Here is a 23853-nt window from a genome sequence, read left to right as displayed (position 1 = left end):
AATGCAAGAAAAAACGCCAAAAAACACATCTTTGCTTGCCATGCAGGAAAAGCTTTTATATAAGGCCCGCTGAGTGAAATTTAGCGTCCCCCGAAGGGTGAGCCGACATGAAAAAAGACATACATCCCGATTATCACAATATCATCGTCGAAATGACAGACGGCACGACCTTTGAAACCCGTTCCACATACGGCAAGGAAGGCGACGTTCTGAAGCTGGATATCGACGTCAAGACCCATCCGGCCTGGACCGGCGGTCAGCAGCATCTCCGCGATGACGGACAGGTCGCAAAGTTCAAGAAGCGTTTTGCGAATTTCGGCCTGAAATAAGGTTTCGAAAGTCCTGTCGCACGGATTTGAAGGCGCTCGCAAGAGCGCCTTTTTATATGCCTGCGTCAGGCCCGGCTTTACTGAAAGGCGGCAATGGACTGCTCATCCAGCCGGACAAGCCGACGATACAGCCGCTCGCTCCGTTCCAGGAGGGAGACCAACCCGTCGGGCAGCAGCGCCGGATCGCATAGCGTCTCATCCTCCAGACAAACCTTGAAATGCTGAAGGTGGCATTCCTCGCGCTGGGCCTCTTCCGGGGTCATCTCCCCTTCCTGCAACGCCCGCTGAAACATCAGCCAGGACATGCTTTCGGTCAGCCGTGTGGTCAGGCGCAGGCTTTCCGCCGCATAGGCATAACCGACTTCCGGCGGCAGTTTTCGAACGGCAAGCTGCCCCGGCCCGGCAAGGTAGGACCGCGCCTCCCGCACCAGCGCCAGCGCTTCGTCATAGCTGCGGCTGAAAAAGACTGTCTTGCCGCCTGAATCCTGGCCCGTCTCGCGCGCTGTCATGGATTGTTGCTCCTCACCCCGTCCATCTGGGGCCTATACGTCTGAATTCTCTCTAAAACCTAACCCGCAAAAGTTAATTTTCCACCCCCTGGCCTCTTGAAATGGCCGAAAAAGGCCACACATATGAGCAGTCAGGCGCCATTTACGGGCCTGAAATCAAGGGCTTGGCCAGATTGGCAGCCCATAGAGATATATTGCTTCATAGGAGAATATAACCATGCGTACTTATGACTTTTCCCCGCTTCTACGCTCCACCGTCGGCTTTGACCGCATCGAACATCTTTTTCGCGGGCTGGAACGCGCCTCCGCAGAGGGCGGCTTCCCGCCTTATAATATTGTGAAAAAGGATGCCGATAACTACCGCATCACCATGGCGGTCGCCGGTTTCACGGAAGATCAGATAGAAATTGTCGCGACCCGCAACTCCCTGAAAGTCAGCGGCAAATCGGCGGAACAAAAAGATGAGGTGGAATATCTGCACCGCGGCCTTGCCGCCCGCTCCTTCGTGCAGAATTTCGAGCTTGCCGAAACCATCAAGGTTCTCAGTGCCAATCTGGAAAACGGCCTGCTGCATATCGATCTCGTCCGGGAAATTCCGGAAGAACTCAAGCCCCGCACCATTGAGATTGCGACGGGCAAGGAAAAGCTGATCGAAAATAAAGCAGCCTAACCCAAGCTCTGCCCCACAAGAATAGCCCGCCCCGTCGCGGGCTATTTTTATTCTGCCTGCCCCTCAACAGCTCTGTCCCGATGCCATGGTCAAAAGGGAAAAGCGGCCTATAATGGGAAAATCGTCCGCCAATAACAGGAATCCCATGTCCTCACTCATCACCCCTACGATTGACCTTGACCGCGACGGCATGCAGACGGGATATCTCCGCCTGCCGCATTCGGTGCATCGCTCGGCCTATGGTTTTATCCCGATCCCGATTGCCAGCCTGAAGAACGGGGACGGCCCGCGCGTGCTGCTGATGGGCGGCACCCACGGCGATGAATATGAAGGGCAGGTGATTCTGTCCAGCCTGATCCGAACCCTGCCGCTCGATCAGGTGACCGGACAGATCATTATTCTGCCGATGGCCAATTTTCCGGCGGCGGAAGCGGGCCTTCGCACCTCCCCCCTCGATGACGGCAATCTCAACCGCGCCTTTCCGGGCGTGGCGCGCGGCACGCCGACCGAGCAGATCGCCTATTATATCGAGCATGTCCTGCTGCCCGGCACCGATTACCTGTTTGATCTGCATTCCGGCGGCAGTTCGCTGATCTATGAGCCGACGCTGCTGATCTCTTTGAAGGAGGATGATCCGCACCGCGCGATAAAACGCGACATCATGGGCAAGTTCGGCCTGCCCAACATCCTGCTGACCGACCGCGATGAGTATGGTGGATATTCCTCGGCGGCGGCGCTGCGTCAGGGGGTCTGCTCCGCCACCACGGAACTGGCGGGTGGCGGATCGGTCACCAAGGGCCTGCCCGAGGCTGCGGGCGAAGGCCTCCTCCGTGTGCTTCATCATATCGGCGCAGTGAAAGCCGCCATTCCCCCCGCCCCTGTCACACCGCGCATATTTGCGGAGGAAAACCATCTCTTCGCGAGCGAACCGGGATTGTGGGAGCCGCTGGCCGATCCGGGGGAGGATATCAAAGCGGGACAGCCCGCGGCGCTGATCCACCGGCCGGAGACGCCGGGATGCCCGCCCGTCGAGCTGTTGTTCGAGGCGGACGGGATGATCCTTGCCAAGCGGCAGGGCGCGCGCGTCCTTCGCGGTGATTGCCTCTATCATATCGGTCAGCAGGAAATCAGCGGCTGACCGATATGACGCAGGAACTGGTGCCGCTTTAACCGAAGACTTCCGTTACAGCCTCCGCCATGGCGCTGACGATGATGTCGGCCTCCCCTTTCGTCAGGCAGAGCGGCGGCGCGAAGCCGAGGATATCGCCCTGTGGCATGGCCCGCGCGATAACCCCCCGCTTCAGCAGGGCGGCGGCCAGCTTCGGCCCCGTCAGAAGGGCGGGATCGAGAAAGCGACGCGTTTCCTTGTCCGCCGTCAGCTCCACCGCCAGCATCAGCCCCTCCCCGCGCACATCGCCAACATTCGGATGATGGCCGATGGCCTGCCGCATGGCGTCCCTGAAATAAGGGCCCACCTCCCCGGCATTGGCGACGAGCCCGAGGCTGTCAATCAGCTTCAGATTGGCAACCCCTGCGGCGGCGCAGACCGGATGGGCGGAATAGGTCCAGCCATGGCCGATGGCGCCGAATTCGTCGGTCCCCTGCTCCAACCCCTTCCACACCTTTTCCGAGACGATGGAGGCGGAAAGCGGCGCATAGGCCGATGTCAGCCCCTTGGCGGAGGTAATGATATCCGCCTCAATACCGTAATGATCGGAGCCGAACATGGAGCCCAGCCGCCCGAAGCCGGTCACCACCTCATCGGCAATCAGCAGGATATCATATTTTTTGAGAACCTTCTGAATTGCCTCCCAGTAGCCGGCGGGCGGCGGCACCAGACCACCGGTGCCGAGCACGGGCTCCCCGATAAAGGCGGCGACGGTGTCCGGCCCTTCCTTCTGGATGAGAGCCTCCAGATTGTCGGCGCACTGGCGGGAGAAGTCTTCCTCGCTCTGGCCCGCGTCCTCCCGGCGATAGTAATAGGGCGCATCGGTGTGGATAACCTGCATCAATGGCAGATCGAATTTCTTGTGAAACAGTTCCAGCCCGGTCAGGGAGCCGGTCATCAGGCCCGAGCCGTGATAGCCGCGCCAGCGGGAGATGATCTTTTTCTTCTCCGGCCGGCCGAGGACATTGTTGTAGTACCAGACCAGCTTGATATTCGTCTCGTTGGCGTCCGATCCGGACAGGCCGTAATAGACCTTGCTCATGTTCTTTGGCGCCCGGTCGATGATCATTTTCGACAGGGTGATGGAGGCTTCCGTGCCATGCCCGACATAGGAATGGTAATAGGCAAGCTCCTTCGCCTGGGCGGCGATGGCCTCGGCGATCTCCGGACGGCCATAGCCGACATTAACGCAATAGAGCCCGGCAAAGGCATCCAGAAGCCGGTTCCCGTCCCGATCCTCGATGAAAACACCGGACCCGCCGGTAACGATCCGGTTGGGCATTTCCCCGCGCGCGAACTGCGCCAGATGCGTGGAAGGATGCAGGAAAGTCTCCCGGTCCCACTGGCTGAGCTGATCATTGGTAAGCATTTAATCCTCCTGAGATAAGGGACGGGCCTATGCCCAGTCCCGACAGATATATTTTATATTGGCAAACGCCTCAATCCCGTGGCGGGAGCCCTCCCGGCCAAGGCCCGATTGCTTCATGCCGCCGAACGGAATGGGCGCGCCGGTAACTTTCGTGCGGTTGACGCCGACCATGCCGAATTCCAGCGCCCGGCTGAGGCGATAGATGCGATAGGGATCCTTCGTATGCACATAGGCCATCAGCCCGTATTCCGTGTCATTGGCGCGGCGGATCACCTCTTCTTCCGTTGTGAACGGGGTCAGAGCGGCGACCGGGCCGAATGTTTCCTCGCGCATGATCTTTGCGGTTTCGGGCACGTCTTTCAGAACCGTCGGCTCGAAATAGAGCGGGCCGAGCCTGTGGATCCTGCCGCCGGTCAGCAGCGCCGCGCCCTGGCTCATCGCGTCTTCCGTATGCTCGATCTGCTTGGCGACCGCCCGCTCATTCATCAGCGGTCCGATATCCGGATCATCAAGCCCGCGGCCGAGCGTGAGGGCGGCCGTCCGTTCCGCAAATTTTTGACAGAATTCCTCATAGACCGGCTGTTCAATATAAAATCGATTGGCGCCGAGGCAATCCTGACCGGAGGTGGCGAATTTGGCCTTGATGGCCTCCTCAACGGCCTTGTCCATATCCGCATCGGCGAACACGACAAAGGGCGCATGGCCGCCAAGCTCCAGACTGAGGCGCTTGATGGTCGGTGCGCATTGCGTATAGAGAAGCCGCCCGATTTCCGTCGATCCCGTGAAGGAGAGCGCGCGGACCCGCGTATCTTTCGTCCATTCTCCGACGATCTCCGCAGGTTCCCCCGTGATGACATTGAAAACCCCGGCGGGGAAGCCCGCCCGCTCCGCCAGTTCGGCGAGGGCGAGCGCGGAAAAGGGCGTCTCTTTCGATGGATGCACGATGACCGGGCAGCCGACTGCCAGCGCCGCCGCCGCCTTGCGGGTGATCATGGCGTTCGGGAAATTCCATGGCGTGATGAGGGCGGCAACGCCGACCGGCTCCAGCCAGACTTCAAGCTCCGCATTATGAAGATGGGAGGTCACGCCCATGATATCCGTGCGCTTGGCTTCCTCGGCGAAAAATTCGATGAAGGACAGGCCGTAGTCGATTTCGCCCCGGCATTCCGAAATCGGCTTGCCCTGCTCCAGCGTCATGATCAGGGCGAGATCTTCCTGCGCCTCACTGATCAGGCGGTGCCATTTCTGCAGGATGGCGGTCCGTTCCTGCGGCAGGCGGGCGGACCAGCCTGCAAATGCCTGATGGGCGGCGTCAATGGCCGCACGGCTTTCCGCCGGGCTGAGCGACGGGATATTGCCGATCCAGGCGCCATCCGCCGGGTTGGTCACGGCAATAACATCGCCCGAGGACGCGGCCTGCCATGCCCCGCCACAATAAGCAAACTCCTTGAACAGTCGGGGATCCCCGAGCCGGTCCAGCTCCGTGATCCGGGAGAGAGTGTGCTGCGCTTTGCTCATACGTACCTCCGCCAGATGGTGTGAGGGCGAGTATAGGAAAAAAGCAACGGAAGGTGCGTTTATAGTCGGCAGGGATTTCAGAGAGGAATTCGCCTCGATGCCGGAAAAGGCGAGAGTTCTTCGGAAAGTGGCGGTTTCACTTCCTCCTGCGGTATTCACCGCAAGGCCGAAAGCGGTATCTGGCCCACGTTTTTGACGGATTTCGTCACCACATAGGTATAGTAGCGCCTGAGGCCGATCTCCGCGGCGAGCATCTCGTCCACCCGGCGCTGATAGGCATCCACGCCGGTACAGACCAGCTTCAGGAAATAGTCAACGCCGCCGCCAACGGCCCAGCATTCCGTGATTTCATCAATCGCGCTGACGGCGTCCTCAAAGCGTGCGAAATCCTCGGCCCGGTGACTGGCCAGCTCGACCTGCATGAAGATGACGGCGGGCGTGCCGAGATTGGCGTGCGACAGCCGCGCGCCATACCCCTCGATCACGCCGGTCTCTTCCAGCCGTTTCAGCCGCTCCCAGCAGGCCGTGGGCGACAGATGGACCTTTTCCGCAAGCTGGTTCTTCGGGATACGGCCATCCTGCTGCAACACAGCCAGGATTTTGAGGTCACGCTCATCGAGTTTGATCATGGGGATGATATACCGCTTCTATCCCTCTACCGCAACGACGCCCACGATATCCCCCATGCCGACCAGGCCGGGGAAATGGCGGGCGACAAAAACCCCGTCCAGCGGGCTGAGATATTCCACCGGATTTCTTCCCGTGCGCTCCATATCATAGACGCGGGCGAGAAGCTGCCCCTCCGACACGGAGTCGCCCAGATCCACACAGAGTTCCAGCAAACCCGTGGTTTCGCTGGAAATAAAGCAGCGGTGATCCGGCATATACAGATCGGCGGATGGCTCCATTTCCGGATCCCCCGCAAGGACACCCGCATGATGCAGCAGGTTCTTCACGCCCCTTTTGGCGATGGCGACACTGCGCACCGTCGTCGATCCGCCGCCGCCAAGCTCGGTGGAGATGAAGATCTTGCCCATTTCCTCTGCCGCCGTGTCGAACATGCCGCCCGAATCCACTTCCAGAAGCTTCACGGAAAAAGGCGCGTTGAAGGCCCGCATGGCGGCGACGCATTTTTCTTCCTGCACCTTGTCTTCCTGAAAATGCACTGCGCAGAAGGGCACGAATTTCAGGGTTTTTCCGCCCGAATGGATATCCAACACATAATCGGCCAGCGGCAGCAGGGTGCGCTGGAAATAATCCGCGATTTTCTCGGTCACCGTTCCGGCTGGATTGCCGGGGAATGTCCGGTTCATATTGCCGCTGTCAATGGGCGACGTCCGCCGCGCCGCCCGGAAGGCCGGATAATTCATGGCGGGGACAATGATGACCCGGCCCGTTATCTCTTCGGATTTGATCGTCCCGGCCAGATCATACAGCGCCACCGGCCCTTCATATTCATCGCCGTGATTGCCGCCGGTCAGCAGCACCGTCGGCCCCTCCCCGTTGCGCGCCACGGTAATCGGGATCATGATCGACCCCCAGGCGGACCCGTCATGGGAATAGGGCAGCTTCAGAAAGCCGTGCTGAACGCCGTCTTCATTGTAATCGACTGTCGCTGTAATGGGGTTTACGCGCATGGGCTCACTCCTTGACCATCAGATGGCGCGGAACGGATGCCAGCAGTTCGGGCGCGCCGTCGGTTATCACAAGACTTTCTGTTGTTTCGAGACCCCAGTCCGTCATCCACAGACCGGACATGAAATGAAAGGTCATGCCGGGCTCCAGCATGGTTTTATCGCCAAGCCGCAGGCTCATGGTCCGCTCGCCCCAGTCCGGCGGATAACTCAGCCCGATGGGATAGCCGGTCCGGCTGTCCTTGAAAATCCCGTGCTTTTTCAGCACCGCGAAAAAGGCGCGCGCAATATCCTCACAGCTATTGCCCGCCCGCGCTTTGTCGAGGCCCGCCTCCATGCCTTCCTGCACCGCCTTGTCCGCATCCCGGAATGTCTGCGACGGCTTGCCAAGGTAAATGGTGCGCGATAGCGGCGTGTGATAGCGGCGGTAACAGCCGGCAATTTCGAAAAACGTCGCCTCCCCGGCTTTCATAGGTTTATCGTCCCAGGTGAGATGCGGCGCCGCCGCATCGGCGCCCGACGGCAGCAGCGGCACAATGGCGGGATAGTCGCCGCCAAATCCGTCCGCGCCGCGCAGGGCGCTGTCGTAAATCTCCGCCACCAGCAGGTTTTTGGGCAGGCCCGGCTCGATCTTCTCGAAGATGCGCTTGTGCATTTCCTCGACAATGCGCCCTGCCCGCCGCATATAGATCAGCTCCTGCTCCGATTTCACCGCCCGGCACCAGTTGACCAGCGCATTGGCATTGGCAAAGCGGGCATTGGGCAGATGGTTGACCAGCGCCATATAGGCCGCGGCGGAGAAATAGTAATTATCCATCTCCACGCCGATCACCGCGCCGCCAAATCCCCGGTCAATGAGCAGAGAGCTCAGATAATCCATCGGATGGCATTCCGTGGATTGAACATAGGTTTCCGGATAGAACAGAACGTGGGAGTCGCCCATGAACACCGTGCGCAGGGCGCCGTTGGCATCCTGCTTGCGGCCATACCAGAAGGGGTCCCCCTCCATCGGCAGGATAACGCATTGATGCACATAGAAAGACCAGCCGTCATAGCCCGTCAGCCAGGCCATGTTGGACGGATCCGTAACGATGAGAAGATCAATGCCCTTCTCCGCCATGGACGCCCGGGCCTTGCCAAGACGCTGCTGATATTCCGAAACGGTAAAAGGTAAATCAAGTCCAGACATTATAACTCCAAACCCGTTAGCTGCTGAAAATCGTTCCGGCGCGGGCGGCGCGGGCGCGCTCCCGGGCCAGGGTGGCAATGGCGGTATCCTGAACGCCCGTCCCGGTCAGGTCGCAGATCGTGATGCTGTCATCGGCCGGGCGGCCGCGGTGCTGACCNGCAATAACGCTGCCAAGTTCGGGNAAANNGGNGGCGCTNTTCACCTGCNCCGCGGCCAGCGCGNNNCGCANCTCCCCCTGCTTGCGGCATTGCGCCAGATTGTCACAGACATACAGATCCGNCGCCGGAATGACATCCGCCGCCAGTTCGCATTTATAGTCCGCATCCGANCCCATCGCCGTGATATGCTGACCCGGCCGAAGCTGGCGNGCGGAAATAAGCGGNNTTTGCGNNGGCGTCGTCGTGACGATGATGTCAGCCTCCGCCATCANGGCATCAAGGGAAGACGCCACCTCGATNTCCAGCGNCAGCTCGTCAGATAATTCCCTGGCATATTGTTTNGCNTTCGCNTCATNNCGGCNCCANACAACGGCTTTCTTGAGNTCCCGCACNAGGGAGAGNGCCTTCANCTGCANCCGCGCCTGCGTGCCCGTGCCGACAATGCCNGCNNTNCGNGCATCNTCCCGCGACAGCCATTTGGCGGCGACNGCCCCNGCNGCGGCGGTGCGGACATCCGTCAGATAGCCGTTATCGAGCAGCACCCCTTCAACAATNCCCGTTCTCGCAGAAAAGAGGACCATCAGNCCGTTAAGGCTCGGTAGGCCCAGCTTCGGATTATCGAAGAAGCCGGGGCTCATCTTGACGGCGAAACTCTCGATNCCNGGNACATAGGCCGTCTTGACATCAATTTCGCCGTTATGATCGGGGATATGAAANCTGAGGATGGGCGGCATNACCACATCGGTTGTGGCNAGCAGCCGGAANGCNNTTTCGATGCAGTCCACCGCCGCNGTNTCGAGNGGCAGGATCTGCCGCAGTTCAGTTTCCGTCAGAATAGAAATTTCGGGCATNTCNGGCGTCCACTTCCGGCTANAGCTGNCTGACATCNACGCGTCTCNCCGTNGATCAGNCGNTTNTGNANNTCCATATCNATATTGCAGCCGCTGAGAANNCTGACGCAGGTGCCGGGGNNTTTGATNTTCCCGGCCAGCAGGGCGGCAATGCCGACCGCGCCNGNGCCTTCAATGACCAGCTTTTCNTGCCAATAGGCGTGGCGGATGGCGTCGGCAATNTCGNNTTCCGTNACCAGAANNATGTCCTCCACAAGNTCNCNGACNANCTGGAAGGTATAGCGNTTATCGAGCCCGATGCCGCCGCCGAGTGAATCCGCNAGNGANGGNTATTCCTGCACCTGCACGGGCTTNCCCGCCCGCTGGCTTTCAAACATGGCCGCGCCCCGGTCCATGGAGATGCCGATGATCCGGATCGCCGGGTTTCTGGCTTTCAGCGCCAGCGCGACGCCGGAAATCAGCCCGCCGCCGGACAGCGGCACCAGCACGGTCTCAAGCTCTGGTAGCTGTTCATGGAGTTCAAGGCCAAGCGTTCCCTGCCCCGCGATGATGTCCTCATGGTCAAACGGCGGCAGCATGGTCATGCCTTCCTCCGTGACCAGCCGGTCCACCTCCTCCTGCGCCTCGTCCTGTGACCGGCCGATGATGCGCACCTCCGCGCCTTGCGCGCGGATGCCCGCCACCTTGTTCTGCGGCACCAGCTCCGACATGCAGATGAGGCATTTCACCCCGGCATTGCGGGCGGCATAGGCAAGGCCCCGGCCGTGATTTCCCGTTGAAACGCCGACAACGCCCCGCGCCTTCTGCGCCTCCGTCAGGGACAGCACGGCGTTCATTGCCCCGCGCAGTTTAAAACTTCCGGTGATCTGAAGCTGTTCCAGCATCAGGTGAATATCCCCGCCGCTCCGCTCCGACAGCGACGCGGACGGGATGACCGGCGTTTGCCGGATCAAGGGGGCAATCCTCTCGCGCGCCGTTTCAATCGCCGCCAACGTTACTGAAGCCATCTTGCGACCCTCATGATAGGTGGTCAAATTTGCAGGAGTCGGCCAAAGCCGGGAATTTTTCTGTCAATGCCCGCAAGACGCAGGCTGCGCCAGACGGCCGCCTGATTGGAGGTCACCACGGGCTTGCCGATGGCCTGCTCAATCTCCGCCGCACAGGCCGCCGCGCGCAGCGCCGTGCAGGAGATAAACAGCGCATCGGCGGCGTCATCCATCGTCTCGATACTGGCGGCAAGGAGGCTCGCGCGGGAGATACGCGCCATCTGCCTGTCATCCTCCAGTCCGAAGCAGTTCCAATTGACCACATCCAGGCCATTGCGGGAAAAATAGGCGACAAGTTCCTCCGTCACCTGCGGGGAATAGGGCGTCAGAACGCTGACCTTGCGCACCCCCAGCGCCGTGAAGGCGGCGAAGGCGGCCGAGGTCGGCGTGACGCATTTGCTCCCCGGTTTGGCCTGCTGGATATAGTCCGCAACGGCCTCATCGCCGAGAACCACGCTCGCCGCCGTGCAGCCAAAGGCCACGACATCCAGTGTCTCGTCCGGCAAAATCAGCGACGCGGCGTCCGTGAGACGCGGCCCCGTCCGCCGCAGGCTTTCCGGCGTTGTCGGATTATCATAGGCAATCCGGGTGACATAGACGCCCACCTCCGCCGGATCGCAGATGCGCGCAAAATCAAGTTCCGAGGTAAAATCCGTCGCCAGGGCAATCAACCCGATCTTTTTCGCGACCGGAGCGGCATCCAGTTCCGAAGGCAGGACCGATGCGGGCAGCGCAGATGCTTCCATGCAAATTTTCCGTATGAAAGAGAGGCGTTATAAAGCCGGGAGCCAGATCCGACACGGCATCTAGACCACCATGACCGGGCATTTTGCGAGGCTCGTCACCTTATGCGAGACACTGCCGAGCAGGAAGCCTTCCACATCGCCATGCCCCCGGCTGCCCAGCACGATCAGATCGACATCCTTGTCCTTGGCAAAGGAGACGATGGTGCGCGCGGGCGGGCCGTTCTTCACGAACGCCCGCACTTTTTCGGCGCCGAGTTCCTGAGCCGCCTTTTTCGCGCTCTCCGCCACGCTGCTCGCATGCTTGCGCAGGATATCGTCCATCACCTCGGGTTCTGCTGAACGGACCATGGAAAGGGATGCCTCCAGCAGGCTGTGATGCCGGAATACCGTCAGGATATAAAGCTCACAGTCGAAGGATTTTTGTAGATTGACGGCCATTTCCATGGCTTTCTGGGATGGCTCCGACCCATCGACGGGGATCAGGATTTTTTTAAACATGTTACCTCCTGTTCATCATCGAAATGCCAGATCACGGGCAAACAGGGCAATCTGCGGGAAAAAGATCAGCGCCACAGAAACCGCCGCCAGAATGACCGTGAACGGAAAGATACCCCTGACAACATCGGCATATGGTCGCTTGAAGACGGCAATCGCCGTAAAAATATCGCAGCCGAAGGGCGGCGTCGCCGAGCCAATGGCCACCTGCAGGGTGATGATCGTCCCGACCAGCACTGGATCCAGCCCGACACTTTGCACGACCGGTGCAAAAATCGGCACCAGAACAAGGATAACCACAATCGGATCCACGAACATGCAGCCGATGAAGAAAGAGATTGAAATAACCGCCAGAACCCCTTTTGGCCCCATGTCGGTTATGCCGATGGCGCCAAGAATTTCCTGCGGGATCTGGGCGAAGGAAATCACCCAGGAAAAGGCCGCCCCGGCGCCCACCAGAATAAACACCACTGCCGTAATCAGCCCGGTGGATTTAGCGATCTGGTAGATATCGCGGAGCTTCAGGGAGCGGAAAATACCGATCTCCAGAATAAGGGCGTACAGCACGCAGGCCGCGGCGGCTTCGGTCGGGCTGAAAATTCCGCCATAGATACCGCCGACGATAATCACCGGGAACCCCAGCGGCCAAATGGCTTTTCGCGTCGCGGCAAACCGTTCCGACCAGCTTGCCTTCGGCTCCGTCGGAACCTTGTTGATGGTCGCATAGATCATGCTGTAGGCGGAAAACAGCACCATCAGCAGCAGGCCGGGGCCAACACCGGCGATGAACAGCTCGGAAATGGAGGTGCTGGAAATCACGCCATAAATGATCATGCCGATGCTGGGCGGGATCAGAAAGGCGATATCACTGGCATTGATAATGAGGGCGAGAACGAAGGAATCCTTGTATCCGGCCTGCAACATGCGCGGCCGCAATGGCGAGCCAACCGCGACAACCGTCGCCTGGGTGGAGCCGGAAACGGCGCCGAACAGGGTGCAGGCAACCGCCGTGCTGACCGCAAGGCCGCCCCGGACATGGCCGATAAACTGCATCACAAGATCAATGAGCCGGGTTGCCGACTGGCCGCGCGTCATGATTTCGGCCGCCAGAATGAACATCGGAACCGCAATCAGGGACGCCGGGCGAATGCCGGCCAGCATCTGCTGGACCATGAAATCCATTTTCGAAATGCCGCCGAACAGCTCGTAAAATCCGTAGAAGGAGCCGAGCAGCAGCGGGATCATCATGGGAAATCCTGCCAGCAGGAGGACGATCATGATCGTTGTAATTTTAATCGCCATCGTCCCCTCCTAAATCTCGATCTCGCTGTCGTCATATCCTTCCAGCATGTAGGTGGAGAGATAGACGTCTTTTTCGAGGATGTTCTTGACCGTTGTCAGCGCATACTGGATCCCGGTGACCGCAAAACCGACGGGAACCCAGAGAAAGGTCATGTAAACCGGGATCTGAAGCGCCGGCAGAACGCGCCCCGACGCCGCGACTTTCATGATATAGCCGATCGAAAAGTAACAGAGCGCAAACATCGTCATCGCGGTGATGATTGTAATCAGGATCATCATGATTTTCCGCGTCCGCGTCGGCAGGGCGTCATAGATGGCGGACATTCTGATATGTCGCCCGTGGCGCGCCGCATAGCCGATGCCCGCGAAGGTGATCAGGATGATGATGATGCTGTTCACCTCTTCCGTGAAGAAGAAGCTGTATTGAAAGATAAAGCGGCCAATAACATTGCCGACTGTGTTCACGGCCATCAGCAAGACGCCGACTGCCAGTATAACCGCCTCCACCCGACCGATCTGGGTGTCAATCCATCCAAGGAAACCAGGCAGCATCGATTTCTGATCTGTTTCTGTCACGGGACAACCCCTGTCTTTACCAACCCGAAATATGCGGCATCCCGCGCCGGGCGATTATGATCAAACCGCCCGGCATTTTACGGAATATGCAGCCCTATTTTGTCGCCTCAAGGTCCGCCTTGAACTGCTTCAGGATCGCTTCGCCGCTGTCACCCGTCATTTCGATGAATTTGGCTTCCACAGTCTTTGCCGCCTCCTTGAAGCAGCTGCGCTGTTCTTCATTGAGGACGGTAATCGTTATCTCGGGTTTGGCTTCCTTGATCTTCTCCAGCTCCTGCTGGGCCAGTCCCTGCTGATAGACGACAATATGCTCAAACGCGGCCTTGGCGGCATCCTGAACAACCTTTTTGTCGGCATCGCTGAGGCCGTCATAGAACTCCTTGTTGGCCATGACAGCCGTCGTGAAGTTGCTGTGGCCGGTATAGGTGATGTAATCCGTCACCTCGTAAAGCTTGGTTGAGTAGAGATAGAAAGTCGGATTTTCCTGCCCCTGAATGATGTTGGTTTGCAGGCTGCCGTAAACCTCGCCCCAGGGCAGCGGCGTCGGTGTTGCGCCAAACGCCTGATAGGCCTCCACCAGCAGCGGATTTGTCATGACGCGGAACTTCACCTCGTCCAGATCGGCGCAGGTTTCGACCGGCTCCTTGGTCGTCATGGCGACTTCGCCTTCGGGGAACATTTGCAGCAGTTCAAGCCCCTGCTTTTCATACAGCCCCTTGAAATCCTCGTTGATGGCCTTGCTTTCCCGGAAGAAGCGCGCCAGATGCTCCTGATCCGTCGGCAGCAGATAGGGAACAAAGAAAACCTGCGCTTCCGGGATCAGCGCCCCGGTAAACCCCGGAGACTGGTCAACGAACTGAAGAATCCCGGCCTGCGTCTGTTCCATCAGATCGGCGGACTCGCCCAATGTGCCATAGGGGAAAAGCTGGATCGTGTGATCGGAATTTTTCTCGATTTCTTCCTTGAACTTGGTCGCATAGACCCCCTGCACTTCCGTCAGGGACTCTTCAAAGGCATATTTCCAGTTATCCGCCTGCGCGGCACCCAGTCCCGCCGCGATCGTCGCTACGGCTGTCAAACAGCCCATCAAGCCGCGTTTCTTAAAAGTCATATGTGCCTTACCTCCTGTTTAATTAGTGGCAATTACCGGCGGGATTTGACCTTCTGGCGTCTAATGGCCCCTGGCCCCGAAACGCAACAATATCCGTCAAAGCAACGAGGGTCCCCTGTGAATGCTCGTCCAGATAGTTTGTTGATTGCAGGATTTGGCGAAAGACAACCCGCCCTTTTCTTATTGCCAAAAGTCTGGCCCCCAATTGTATTGTATGTCAAATACTATATTGACGCAGTACAATTACAGGAGTTGCGGCAAAGGTTCGGGCGCGCGCTTCAGCAATTCCCGGATCAGAACCAGACCCTGGCGAAACCTGTCCGTCGCGGCCACCCCGCCGACGGCAATGCGGACGGCGTTGATCGGCGCGGATTGCGCGGTCATGAAAGGTTGCGGCGGGGCAACCGCGACGCCATGGGCGCGGGCATGTTCCACCATGCTCTGCGCACTCCATTGCCCGGGAAGCGAGAGCCAGAAATGCAGGGCGGACGGATGTCCCGTCCAGTCGAATTCCGCCAGTTCTTCCGCCACGATGGCGTGCCGTTCGGCAATTTTCTGGCGCTGCCAGAGCATCAGCTCCTCGGCCGTGCCATCGTCAATCCAGCGGCTGGCGATTTCCGACACCAGCGGCGTCGCCATCCAGCTGAACACGACCAGGCGGCCCGTAATGGCGGGCAGCAGAGGGGTCGGCGCGACCAGATACCCGGTCCGGAGCCCCGGCATCAGACATTTCGTGAAGGAGGTGAGATAAATCGCCCTTTCCGGCGCCAGCGCGGCAAGGGGCGGCGGGCGATCCTCCGGCAGCGGGCCGAGAACGTCATCCTCGACGATCAGCACATCATACTGCCGGGCGATTCGGACCAGCGCCTCCCGCCGCGCCGCCGACATCAGGCTGACGGATGGGCCGGCGAGCGTCGGAACGGTGAAGAAAACCTTGATATCCTGATGCTTGCAGGCCTCCTCAAAGGCCTCGGGCAGGACACCCTGTTCATCCATCTTGAGCCCCTGAAGGCGCAGGCCAAGATAGGAGCAGAGCGAGATGATCAGGTGATGGGCAATGCTGTCCGTCACGACGATATCGCCAGGGCGCGCCACCGACGACAGCGCCGTCGCCATGCCGTGGCAGACGCCGTTGGTCATGACGACATTCCCGGCCGCCACCTCAAGCCCGCAGCGCGCCAGCCATTTCACCCCGGCCTGACGGTGTTTCTCCAGCCCGACATTGGGGCGGCAGGCAAGATAGACATTCATGTCGATATCCGCCGTCAGCCCTTCCAGCACCCGGCGCATCCGGCTGGCGTGCAGCGTATCGTAAAGCGGCCGGGCGATGGACAGGTCGATCAGCCCCTGATCCGCACGCTCCATCAGATACGGCTGACCGGAGAGCATCGGCGGCTCCAGCACAAAGGTCCCGCGACCGACCTGGCCGCCGATCAGACCGGCGCGCGTCAGCTCGTCATAGGCCTTGCTGACCGTATGCACGCTGACGCCCAGAACATCGGCAAGGGTGCGGTGCGGCGGCAGGCGCGCGCCGATCGGCAACTCGCCCTCCGAAATGGCATTTCGCAGCATATTGGCAATGCCGATATGCAGTGGGCGATCCAGTGCCTCGCGCTTGGGGATCCATTTTGTCATGCAACAATAGTAGTTAATCGCAGGACAACTGCAATAGAATTTCACACCGCGCGGATGTCATCTGATCCGCGCCTTGCCGCAGCTTTGCGCTCAGGCGAGTTCGGGCATGAAGAGTGCCCGCGTATCATCATCCAGCGGGGTGGATTTATGGGTGCTCTGGTCGGTGTTGACCCAGATCACCTCGCCGGAGCTGTAGCGCCTCTCCTCCCCCTTGGCAAAAATTTCAAGCTGGAAGGTCATGGAGGTCCGGCCGATATTGGAGACCCGGCAGCCAACCTCGATCTCGGCATCGAAGCGGATCGGCGCCTCGTAATTCACCAGCGATTTGACGAGGTGAAAGTCATTGCCCGTCTCCGCCAGATAATCCTGCGAACGGAACCCAAGCTGGCGGAAAAATTCCGTGATGGTGGTGTCGAAATAGGTCAGGTAATGGGCGTTGAAGACCACCCCCTGCCCGTCTATCTCCGAATAACGCACGCGAAAGGGGAAGAAGAAGCGAAAATCCTGACGGGCCACCGGCGCATCCTTTTATTATTGTTGGTCCAGTATCCTGGATAATGCCGCCTGCCAGTCCGGCTGGTCAATATCAAAAACCCGCTTGATGCGTGAACAGTCGAGAACCGAGTTTTTCGGCCGCGTCGCCGGAACCGGATAGCTCTCCGTCGGGATGGGGGTGAGTTTCGGTGTCTCCCGTCCGCGGAAAATCGCCTCGGCGAAGCCGAACCAGGTAACCGCAGGCGCGCCGCAATAATGATAGAGGCCGAAATCGTCAAACCCCGGCGCCTGCACCTGCTTGGCAATGCGCAGCAGCGTATCGGCGATATCGTGCGATGCGGTCGGGCCGCCCCGCTGGTCATCGACAATGCTGAGTTCCTTGTGCGTCTCCCCAAGGCGCAGCATGGTATTGACGAAATTCTGCACCCCGCCGAACACCCAGGCGGTGCGGAGGATGATATGCTTCTCCAGGGTCGCCGCAATGCGCGCCTCCCCCGCTGCCTTGCTGGCGCCATAGACATTGAGCGGGGCAATCGCATCCGTTTCCACATAGGCGCCGGTCTTGCGGCCATCAAAGACGAAATCGGTGGAAATATGCAACAGCGGGATCGCCGCCGCTTTCGCGGCCTGCGCCAGATATTCCGCGCCGTCCGCATTGATGGCGAAGGCTTTCTCGGTCTCCGCTTCCGCCTTGTCCACCGCCGTATAGGCCGCGGCGTTGATCACCAGATCGGGGCGGTTATCCCGCACCGCCGCCGCCACCGCGGACGCGTCGGTAATATCAAGCGCCTGACGATCCAGCGCGATAATGTCCAGCCCATGGGCGGGGGCGCGGGCCTGAAGCGCCGTGCCGACCTGCCCGCCTGCGCCCGTTACAAGTATTTTCATTTCTTGCCGGACCCGAGCCCGAGGCGTTGTTGTGAATAATCCTTCGACACCGCCTTGACCCAATCGAGATTATCAAGATACCAGGAGACGGTTTTTTCAAGTCCGGTTTCGAGCGTCAGAGACTGTTTCCAGCCCAGCTCCGCCTCGATCTTCGAGCAATCCACCGCATAGCGGGCGTCATGGCCCGGCCGGTCGGTGACGAAGCGGATCAGGTTTTCATGCGGCGCCTTGCCCGGGAATTTCTTGTCCATGATCCGGCAGATGCTGCGCACCATGTCGATATTCGTGCGTTCCGCCCGGCCGCCGATCATGTAGGTCTCCCCGACCGCGCCATCGGCGATGACCTGCTGCAACGCCGTTGCATGATCCTCCACATACAGCCAGTCGCGGATATTCTCCCCCTTGCCGTAGACCGGCAGGTCGCGGCCGTTCAGCGCATTCAGGATGACGACCGGCAGCAGCTTTTCGGGGAACTGATACGGCCCGTAATTGTTGGAACAGTTGGTCACCAGCACCGGCAGCCCGTACGTGCGGTGCCAGGCCCGCGCCAGATGATCGGAGCCCGCCTTGCTCGCCGAATAGGGGGAATTGGGATCATAGGGGCTGGTCTCGGAAAACTGCCCGTCCGGGCCCAGTTCGCCATAAACCTCATCGGTCGAGATATGCAGGAAACGGAACGCGTCTTTCCCCGCCGTATCCAGTTCCCGCCAGTATTGATAGGCAGCGTCCAGCATGGTGAAGGTGCCGACCAGATTGGTCTGCACGAAATCGGCCGGCCCGTCGATGGAGCGGTCCACATGCGACTCGGCTGCCAGATGATAGACGGCGCGCGGCTTATACTCAGCGAACAGGGCCTTGATACCGGCGGAATCACAGATATCCGTCTGCGAGAAATGATAGCGCGGGCTGTCGCTGACCGGTTTCAGGCTCTCCAGCGAGCCCGCATAGGTCAGCTTGTCGATGACAAGAACATCTTCCTTGTCCTGCCGGATCAGATCCCGGACCAGCGCGGAGCCAATAAACCCCGCCCCTCCGGTTACGAAAACAGTCATTTGGTATCCCTGTATTCAAAAAGTCGCGTCTGATCCTTTAATAGCGGCAAAGTCTTATCTTTTTCTGAAAGAATTGCTTTTTCGGCCGCAACCGGCCAATTAATGCCGAGCGCCGGATCATTCCAGAAAATGCCGCAGTCATTTTCCGGGCTGTAGAAATCATTGACCTTGTAGAGAAGCTCGGTATCGGGGAGCAGCGTGCAATAGCCATGCGCGAATCCGGCCGGAATCCAGAGCTGCCTCCAATTCTCGGCGGACAGCTCGACCGCCACATGCTGGCCAAAGGTCTTTGATCCGACGCGGATATCCACCGCCACGTCAAGAACCGCGCCGCGCGTCACCCGCACCAGCTTGCCCTGCGCCTTCGGTTCAAGCTGATAGTGCAGGCCGCGCAGGACCCCCGCCTCCGCATTAAAGGCGTGATTGTCCTGAACGAAATTGATGTCCAGCCCCGCCTCCCGGAAGCTGTTGGCATTCCAGACTTCGGAGAAAAAACCCCGCTCATCCCCGAATTTGCGCGGGTAGATAATTTTCACATCGGCAATGGCCGTCTGTTCGATCTGCATCGTTACCTCTGTCCTTACCGGTTATGCAACAATATGGCGCTGATTGTAATTGGTAACAGCACGGTCGTTATAAAGTAATTTCCCTGAATAACTAACCGTAAATACATCTGACGCAACCACAAAATCGGGGGCCCGCGGACAAAACCCACTCGAAGGCGCATGTGGCCCGCGGGCCTCTCCTGCCGAGCATAACATTACAGAGATTTTTCGTAAAATTCCCCCGAACATGATGTTGGCATTATTTCAACGGCTTTGTGGTATTTTTTTGTCCTTCCCCGCCCCGATCCGGCGGGATGGGAAAAAAATCGGGATATCACGGCATAATCCTTATCCGGCGCATAAAAATATCGCACAACAGGCGCGCGGCAGGATAGACTTGGTCAAAACTGCGGAGGGAAGAAATGCTGAAACTTTACTATGGGCCGGGAACGGTCGCCATCGCCTCGCATCTCGCGCTGGCCGAAGCCGGGGCCGACTATGAGGCGATCGAGGTGGATTTCGCGAACGCCGCCCAGACGAAGCCTGACTATCTCGCCATCAATCCGAAGGGGCGCGTGCCTGCGCTCGTCACCGAACGCGGTATTCTTACCGAGACGCCCGCCATCCTTCTCTATATTGCGCAGCGCTATCCGGAAAAAAACCTCGCCCCGCTCGATGATATTCATCGCCTGGCCGAAATGCAGGCCTTCAACAGCTATCTCTGTTCCACCGTGCATGTCAATCATGCCCATCGCATGCGCGGCCCACGCTGGGCGAGCGAGGAAAGCTCGTTCGAGGATATGCGCCGCAAGGTGAAAGGCAATATGGAAGCCTGCCTCACCCTGATCCAGTCGGATATGTATAAAGGCCCATGGATCATGGGGGAGACCTTCACCGTCGCCGATTGCTATTTCTTCGCCATCTATCGCTGGCTGGAGGGGGACAAGGTGGATATCAATGACTATCCCAAGCTGGCCGACCTTATCAAACGCATGCAGGAACGCCCCGCCGTCAAGCGGGTGCTGGCAGAGCTGGGGGGCTAACCGCCTGCCCCGATCCGCTCGACGCTGCTGATCCAGGGCTCGAACCGTGCCCCGAATGTGAGGGTAATGCGGTATTGCGGTGTGCAGGCCGCATCGGGAAGGGCATGGCCCGCCGGATACCTGTTTTTATGCATCTCTTTGAACAGGGCGCGATACTCACTCTGGATGGCGATGCGCCGGCTGCTGGCATGGCGATAGGACACACTCTCCCCCTGCCCATTTTCATAGCTGCGGACATAGCCCCGCATAATCGCATGGCCCGGAACGTCCGGGTCGGGCGCTTTCAGCCCTGCGGCTTTCTCGGCGCTGTCCGCATAGACAAGCCGGTTGCGGCTGATAAATTTTGGGGGCGTCCCTGTTTCACCCTCTTCCGTTCGTTGGGTGCGATACGCCTCCCACGCCGGGACGCCCTGCTCGATCAGCACAACCGCCTCCTGCGCCCGCCGCCGAGCCCGCGCCTCTCCCATATCAATCGAAACGGACGGCGAGGCGATCTGCAGAGTGAAATAGCGTCCCTCTTCCCGCAGATAATGGCCGCCGGGCCCGCCGAAATGACACTGATCGAAGCTGATTTCCCCGGTTGGCGCGCCGCTCCGGTTCCACCAGACGCCGCCGAACAGCCAGACATTCGTGACCAGCAGCACCGCCAGCGGCAGCAGGACCCGCATCCATGTCATGCCCGTGCCCTCCCCTTAAGGCGCAATTTGCGCAAGGCGGCAATGACCGCAATGGCCAGCAGGCCAAGGACGAGGAAAAACACATAGGCGGGCCATTTGTCCCAGAACCAGTCGAAATATTTCAGTAGCAGAAAGACAATGAGGAACCCGGCGGCGAGATAGGCCCCCTGTCCCCAGCCCGCCCGAAGGCAAAGGGCGAGCGCACCCCCGCCCGCGGCAAGCGCGACGATGAGATAAATCCAGCCCACCACCTTGCCATCAAACGGCAGCAGGCTGTCCGGCGACAAAGTGACCAGCGACAGCAACAGCAGGAATATCCCCAGCATCCCGATATAATAGAAGGTCAACCGCCGTTCCTTCAGCCAGCCAAACGGCAGCAGCGGCGCCAGCAGGATCAGCGCAAAAGCGGCAAGATAAAATTCCGCTATCACTTCATGCAGCCAGTAAAATCCGGCAAATTTTGTCAGTAACGCGCCAAGGAACAAGCCGAGGCTTGCCAGCCCAAGCCCCTGAATGACGTCAAGATCATGCCGGATGCCAAGGAACAGCGCGAAAGAACCCCAGACCAAAAAGGCGTAAGGGGAAGGTGTTATATTATAAATCTCACCCAGAAGATAAAGATTAAGAACGAAGCAGGCAATCGCCACCAGCGCCGCTAGCTGGGTGAAATAGCGGGTCTTAAAGCGCCGCGCGACAAACTCCGTGATGCCCCAGCCGAGGAAAGGCGCAAGGGTCACCAGCGCGATCTGCAGCCCCGTCGAAAAATCATCCCAGTAATGGTTGAAGAAGAGAAAGATCGCAAGGCAGAGCGCCACCGCCCCGATCAAGGAGACCAGCCGCATCCCCCAGGACAGCCGCGCCTCCCCCTCATTGAGATCGGTATCGAAGGCATCCGAGAAACGGGCCAGCAGATCGTCATGATGGGCGGAAACGCGCGCCGCCTCCCCCGCAGGCAGATGCAGCACCCCCTCCACCTCAAGGGTGGAGAGTTCTTCCCGAAAGGCGCGGATGCGCCGCGCCCGCCGCTCTGCTTCGCGTTTGTTCACCCGGCGCCCCTGCTCGTTGATTGACCGGTCGTCACTCTAGCCCGCCCGGCGCGCCGCCTCAACCGCTATATGCCGGGCGGAAGGGCCGATTGTCACCGCTTGATCGGCTTGTATTTGATGCGGTGCGGCTCCGTCGCTTCCTTGCCGAGGCGCTTCTTTTTGTCTTCCTCATAGGCTTCGAAATTGCCTTCGAACCATTCCACATGGCTGTCGCCCTCATAGGCGAGGATATGCGTCGCGATACGGTCGAGGAACCAGCGGTCATGGCTGATGACCACGACGCAGCCCGCGAATTGCAGCAAGGCCTCCTCCAGCGCGCGCAGCGTATCGACATCAAGATCGTTCGTCGGCTCGTCGAGCAGCAGGAAATTCGCGCCTGATTTCAGCATCTTGGCAAGGTTGACGCGGTTGCGCTCCCCGCCCGAAAGCTGGCCGACCTTCTTCTGCTGGTCCGAGCCCTTGAAGTTGAAGCCCGAGACATAGGCGCGGCTGTTAATCTCCTTTTTGCCGAGATAGATCACCTCGTTGCCTTCGGAGATTTCCTCCCACACATTCTTGCCCGGGTCCAGCGTGTCGCGGTCCTGATCGACATAGCCGAGCTTCACCGTCGGGCCGACGCGGAAGCTGCCGTTATCGGGCTGCTCGCTCCCCGTGATCATCTTGAACAGCGTTGTCTTACCGGCGCCGTTCGGCCCGATGACGCCGACAATCGCCCCCGCGGGCAGCTTGAAGGACATATCCTCAATCAGCAGCCGGTCGCCATAGCCCTTGCTGACATTTTCCGCCTCGACCACCAGATCGCCAAGCCGCGGCCCGGCCGGGATATAGATCTGCATATCGGCGGCCTGCTTCTCGGCCTGCTGCGACAGCAGATCCTCATAGGCGCTGATCCGGGCCTTGGATTTGGTCTGGCGGCCCTTTGCACCCTGGCGGATCCATTCCAGTTCGCGGTCCAGCGTCCGGCGCCGCGCATCTTCCGCCTTGCCTTCCTGGGCAAGCCGCTTTTCCTTCTGTTCCAGCCAGCTTGAATAGTTGCCTTCCCACGGGATGCCGTGGCCGCGATCGAGCTCCAAAATCCAGCCCGCGACGTTATCAAGGAAGTAGCGGTCATGGGTGACGGCCACCACGGTGCCGCTATAGTCATGCAGGAACCGCTCCAGCCAGGCGACACTTTCCGCGTCCAAATGGTTGGTCGGCTCGTCGAGCAGCAGCATATCGGGCTGCGAGAGCAGCAAACGGCAAAGGGCGACGCGCCGCCGCTCCCCGCCTGAGAGCTTCGTCACATCCGCATCGGCAGGCGGGCAGCGCAGCGCGTCCATGGCAATCTCCACCTCCCGGTCGAGATCCCAGAGGTTCTGCGCATCAATCTGCTCCTGCAGCTCGCCCTGCTCGGCGATCAGATCATTCATCTCATCGTCGGTCAGCTCCTCGGCGAAGCGGGCCGACACCTCGTTGAATTTATCGAGCAGCGCCTTCTTCTCACCCACCCCGTCCATGACATTGCCGAGCACGTCCTTGGCCGCATCCAGCTCCGGCTCCTGCGCGAGATAGCCGACCTTGACGCCATCGGCGGCCCAGGCCTCCCCCTGAAATTCCGTCTCGATCCCCGCCATGATTTTGAGCAGCGTCGATTTACCCGACCCGTTGAGGCCGAGCACGCCGATCTTCGCACCGGGGAAGAAGGAAAGCCGGATGTCCTTCAACACCTGCTTGCCGCCCGGATAGGTCTTAGAGAGACCGCTCATCACATAAATATACTGATACGACGCCATGGGGATTTCCGCTCCTGCTCCACAAATTC

The 23853-nt window shown here is 59.5% G+C and carries 24 protein-coding genes and 1 pseudogene; 4 read left to right on the top strand and 21 right to left on the bottom strand.

Annotation, left to right across the window (positions count from 1 at the left end; genetic code table 11):
• The first annotated feature begins 107 nt into the window (after positions 1-107).
• Positions 108-329 carry a 50S ribosomal protein L31 gene (gene rpmE / locus CMN55_RS02780; protein ID WP_293948018.1) on the top strand — a complete coding sequence of 74 codons (222 nt, stop codon included), beginning with the start codon at positions 108-110 and terminating at the stop codon, positions 327-329.
• Between the two features lie 77 nt (positions 330-406).
• On the opposite strand, the gene CMN55_RS02775 is transcribed toward rpmE, so the two are convergent.
• Complete coding sequence (locus CMN55_RS02775; RefSeq protein ID WP_293948017.1) at positions 407-838, bottom strand: DUF1465 family protein; 432 nt, start codon at positions 836-838, stop codon at positions 407-409.
• A gap of 217 nt (positions 839-1055) precedes the next feature.
• Between CMN55_RS02775 and CMN55_RS02770 the strand changes: the two genes are divergently transcribed.
• Both CMN55_RS02770 and CMN55_RS02765 read left to right on the top strand, forming a co-directional pair.
• On the top strand, positions 1056-1508 hold the full coding sequence (locus tag CMN55_RS02770) for an Hsp20 family protein (RefSeq protein WP_293948016.1): 453 nt from the start codon (positions 1056-1058) through the stop codon (positions 1506-1508).
• A 145-nt stretch (positions 1509-1653) separates the two neighbouring features.
• On the top strand, positions 1654-2646 hold the full coding sequence (locus CMN55_RS02765; protein ID WP_293948015.1) for a succinylglutamate desuccinylase/aspartoacylase family protein: 993 nt from the start codon (positions 1654-1656) through the stop codon (positions 2644-2646).
• Between the two features lie 28 nt (positions 2647-2674).
• Here the strand turns inward: CMN55_RS02765 and CMN55_RS02760 are convergent, their stop codons facing one another.
• The 17 genes and pseudogenes from CMN55_RS02760 to rfbC all read right to left on the bottom strand — a co-directional run bounded on the left by CMN55_RS02760 (position 2675) and on the right by rfbC (position 19307).
• Positions 2675-4045 (bottom strand): aspartate aminotransferase family protein, encoded by a 1371-nt coding sequence (locus CMN55_RS02760; protein WP_293948014.1) that lies wholly within the window; start codon positions 4043-4045, stop codon positions 2675-2677.
• A 27-nt stretch (positions 4046-4072) separates the two neighbouring features.
• Positions 4073-5563: an NAD-dependent succinate-semialdehyde dehydrogenase gene (locus tag CMN55_RS02755; protein ID WP_293948013.1), complete on the bottom strand. Its 1491-nt coding sequence runs from the start codon at positions 5561-5563 to the stop codon at positions 4073-4075.
• 155 nt (positions 5564-5718) lie between these two features.
• Complete coding sequence (locus CMN55_RS02750) at positions 5719-6192, bottom strand: Lrp/AsnC family transcriptional regulator (RefSeq protein WP_293948012.1); 474 nt, start codon at positions 6190-6192, stop codon at positions 5719-5721.
• 18 nt (positions 6193-6210) lie between these two features.
• A complete protein-coding gene (doeB, locus tag CMN55_RS02745) occupies positions 6211-7200 on the bottom strand; it encodes a N(2)-acetyl-L-2,4-diaminobutanoate deacetylase DoeB (protein WP_293948011.1) in 990 nt (329 codons plus the stop codon).
• Between the two features lie 4 nt (positions 7201-7204).
• Positions 7205-8386 (bottom strand): ectoine hydrolase DoeA, encoded by a 1182-nt coding sequence (gene doeA, locus CMN55_RS02740; protein ID WP_293948010.1) that lies wholly within the window; start codon positions 8384-8386, stop codon positions 7205-7207.
• A gap of 16 nt (positions 8387-8402) precedes the next feature.
• Positions 8403-9395, bottom strand: a complete 993-nt coding sequence (locus CMN55_RS02735; RefSeq protein WP_293948009.1) for a cyclodeaminase — start codon at positions 9393-9395, stop codon at positions 8403-8405.
• A pseudogene (gene eutB / locus CMN55_RS02730) lies at positions 9374-10402 on the bottom strand (hydroxyectoine utilization dehydratase EutB). The gene CMN55_RS02735 and the pseudogene eutB overlap by 22 nt, the downstream one beginning before the upstream one ends.
• A 23-nt stretch (positions 10403-10425) precedes the next feature.
• Positions 10426-11187 (bottom strand): ectoine utilization protein EutA, encoded by a 762-nt coding sequence (eutA, locus tag CMN55_RS02725; RefSeq protein WP_293948008.1) that lies wholly within the window; start codon positions 11185-11187, stop codon positions 10426-10428.
• A 60-nt stretch (positions 11188-11247) separates the two neighbouring features.
• Positions 11248-11685, bottom strand: coding sequence for a universal stress protein (locus tag CMN55_RS02720; protein ID WP_293948007.1), 438 nt, complete (start codon positions 11683-11685; stop codon positions 11248-11250).
• Between the two features lie 15 nt (positions 11686-11700).
• The gene (locus CMN55_RS02715; protein ID WP_293948006.1) at positions 11701-12984 is read right to left on the bottom strand and encodes a TRAP transporter large permease; all 1284 of its coding nucleotides are present in this window, start codon (positions 12982-12984) and stop codon (positions 11701-11703) included.
• A gap of 9 nt (positions 12985-12993) precedes the next feature.
• Positions 12994-13536 (bottom strand): TRAP transporter small permease, encoded by a 543-nt coding sequence (locus CMN55_RS02710; RefSeq protein ID WP_366931957.1) that lies wholly within the window; start codon positions 13534-13536, stop codon positions 12994-12996.
• 118 nt (positions 13537-13654) lie between these two features.
• Positions 13655-14671: a TRAP transporter substrate-binding protein gene (locus CMN55_RS02705; RefSeq protein ID WP_293948004.1), complete on the bottom strand. Its 1017-nt coding sequence runs from the start codon at positions 14669-14671 to the stop codon at positions 13655-13657.
• Positions 14672-14914: 243 nt separating this feature from the next.
• On the bottom strand, positions 14915-16306 hold the full coding sequence (gene ehuR, locus CMN55_RS02700; RefSeq protein WP_293948003.1) for a MocR-like ectoine utilization transcription factor EhuR: 1392 nt from the start codon (positions 16304-16306) through the stop codon (positions 14915-14917).
• Positions 16307-16396: 90 nt separating this feature from the next.
• Positions 16397-16822: an acyl-CoA thioesterase gene (locus CMN55_RS02695; protein WP_293948002.1), complete on the bottom strand. Its 426-nt coding sequence runs from the start codon at positions 16820-16822 to the stop codon at positions 16397-16399.
• A gap of 15 nt (positions 16823-16837) precedes the next feature.
• Positions 16838-17689: a dTDP-4-dehydrorhamnose reductase gene (gene rfbD, locus CMN55_RS02690; protein ID WP_293948001.1), complete on the bottom strand. Its 852-nt coding sequence runs from the start codon at positions 17687-17689 to the stop codon at positions 16838-16840.
• Positions 17686-18741: a dTDP-glucose 4,6-dehydratase gene (rfbB, locus tag CMN55_RS02685; RefSeq protein WP_293948000.1), complete on the bottom strand. Its 1056-nt coding sequence runs from the start codon at positions 18739-18741 to the stop codon at positions 17686-17688. Before rfbB ends, rfbD begins: the two co-directional genes overlap by 4 nt.
• Positions 18738-19307 (bottom strand): dTDP-4-dehydrorhamnose 3,5-epimerase, encoded by a 570-nt coding sequence (gene rfbC, locus CMN55_RS02680; protein WP_293947999.1) that lies wholly within the window; start codon positions 19305-19307, stop codon positions 18738-18740. The genes rfbB and rfbC overlap by 4 nt, the downstream gene beginning before the upstream one ends.
• Before the next feature lie 401 nt (positions 19308-19708).
• Between rfbC and CMN55_RS02675 the strand changes: the two genes are divergently transcribed.
• Positions 19709-20329 carry a glutathione S-transferase family protein gene (locus tag CMN55_RS02675; RefSeq protein ID WP_293947998.1) on the top strand — a complete coding sequence of 207 codons (621 nt, stop codon included), beginning with the start codon at positions 19709-19711 and terminating at the stop codon, positions 20327-20329.
• Here the strand turns inward: CMN55_RS02675 and CMN55_RS02670 are convergent.
• The 3 genes from CMN55_RS02670 to ettA form a co-directional block, all read right to left on the bottom strand.
• Positions 20326-21006 (bottom strand): DUF4824 family protein, encoded by a 681-nt coding sequence (locus CMN55_RS02670; RefSeq protein ID WP_293947997.1) that lies wholly within the window; start codon positions 21004-21006, stop codon positions 20326-20328. The genes CMN55_RS02675 and CMN55_RS02670 overlap by 4 nt on opposite strands.
• Complete coding sequence (locus CMN55_RS02665) at positions 21003-22052, bottom strand: DUF2157 domain-containing protein (RefSeq protein WP_293947996.1); 1050 nt, start codon at positions 22050-22052, stop codon at positions 21003-21005. The genes CMN55_RS02670 and CMN55_RS02665 overlap by 4 nt, the downstream gene beginning before the upstream one ends.
• 92 nt (positions 22053-22144) lie before the next feature.
• Entirely contained in the window at positions 22145-23824 is a 1680-nt protein-coding gene (gene ettA / locus CMN55_RS02660) for an energy-dependent translational throttle protein EttA (protein WP_293947995.1), read from the bottom strand.
• Between the last annotated feature and the right edge of the window lie 29 nt (positions 23825-23853).

The organism is Sneathiella sp. (assembly GCF_002694385.1).
Taxonomy (GTDB): domain Bacteria; phylum Pseudomonadota; class Alphaproteobacteria; order Sneathiellales; family Sneathiellaceae; genus Sneathiella.
This window is presented reverse-complemented; position numbering and strand designations above follow the sequence as displayed.

Excerpts from the sequence above, each read along its gene's own strand:
- rpmE (WP_293948018.1), top strand. The coding sequence starts at position 108 with ATGAAAAAAGACATACATCCCGATTATCACAATATCATCGTCGAAATG.
- CMN55_RS02775 (WP_293948017.1), bottom strand. The coding sequence starts at position 838 with ATGACAGCGCGCGAGACGGGCCAGGATTCAGGCGGCAAGACAGTCTTT.
- CMN55_RS02770 (WP_293948016.1), top strand. The coding sequence starts at position 1,056 with ATGCGTACTTATGACTTTTCCCCGCTTCTACGCTCCACCGTCGGCTTT.
- CMN55_RS02765 (WP_293948015.1), top strand. The coding sequence starts at position 1,654 with ATGTCCTCACTCATCACCCCTACGATTGACCTTGACCGCGACGGCATG.
- CMN55_RS02760 (WP_293948014.1), bottom strand. The coding sequence starts at position 4,045 with ATGCTTACCAATGATCAGCTCAGCCAGTGGGACCGGGAGACTTTCCTG.
- CMN55_RS02755 (WP_293948013.1), bottom strand. The coding sequence starts at position 5,563 with ATGAGCAAAGCGCAGCACACTCTCTCCCGGATCACGGAGCTGGACCGG.
- CMN55_RS02750 (WP_293948012.1), bottom strand. The coding sequence starts at position 6,192 with ATGATCAAACTCGATGAGCGTGACCTCAAAATCCTGGCTGTGTTGCAG.
- doeB (WP_293948011.1), bottom strand. The coding sequence starts at position 7,200 with ATGCGCGTAAACCCCATTACAGCGACAGTCGATTACAATGAAGACGGC.
- doeA (WP_293948010.1), bottom strand. The coding sequence starts at position 8,386 with ATGTCTGGACTTGATTTACCTTTTACCGTTTCGGAATATCAGCAGCGT.
- eutA (WP_293948008.1), bottom strand. The coding sequence starts at position 11,187 with ATGGAAGCATCTGCGCTGCCCGCATCGGTCCTGCCTTCGGAACTGGAT.
- CMN55_RS02720 (WP_293948007.1), bottom strand. The coding sequence starts at position 11,685 with ATGTTTAAAAAAATCCTGATCCCCGTCGATGGGTCGGAGCCATCCCAG.
- CMN55_RS02715 (WP_293948006.1), bottom strand. The coding sequence starts at position 12,984 with ATGGCGATTAAAATTACAACGATCATGATCGTCCTCCTGCTGGCAGGA.
- CMN55_RS02710 (WP_366931957.1), bottom strand. The coding sequence starts at position 13,536 with ATGCTGCCTGGTTTCCTTGGATGGATTGACACCCAGATCGGTCGGGTG.
- CMN55_RS02705 (WP_293948004.1), bottom strand. The coding sequence starts at position 14,671 with ATGACTTTTAAGAAACGCGGCTTGATGGGCTGTTTGACAGCCGTAGCG.
- ehuR (WP_293948003.1), bottom strand. The coding sequence starts at position 16,306 with ATGACAAAATGGATCCCCAAGCGCGAGGCACTGGATCGCCCACTGCAT.
- rfbD (WP_293948001.1), bottom strand. The coding sequence starts at position 17,689 with ATGAAAATACTTGTAACGGGCGCAGGCGGGCAGGTCGGCACGGCGCTT.
- rfbB (WP_293948000.1), bottom strand. The coding sequence starts at position 18,741 with ATGACTGTTTTCGTAACCGGAGGGGCGGGGTTTATTGGCTCCGCGCTG.
- rfbC (WP_293947999.1), bottom strand. The coding sequence starts at position 19,307 with ATGCAGATCGAACAGACGGCCATTGCCGATGTGAAAATTATCTACCCG.
- CMN55_RS02675 (WP_293947998.1), top strand. The coding sequence starts at position 19,709 with ATGCTGAAACTTTACTATGGGCCGGGAACGGTCGCCATCGCCTCGCAT.
- CMN55_RS02670 (WP_293947997.1), bottom strand. The coding sequence starts at position 21,006 with ATGACATGGATGCGGGTCCTGCTGCCGCTGGCGGTGCTGCTGGTCACG.
- ettA (WP_293947995.1), bottom strand. The coding sequence starts at position 23,824 with ATGGCGTCGTATCAGTATATTTATGTGATGAGCGGTCTCTCTAAGACC.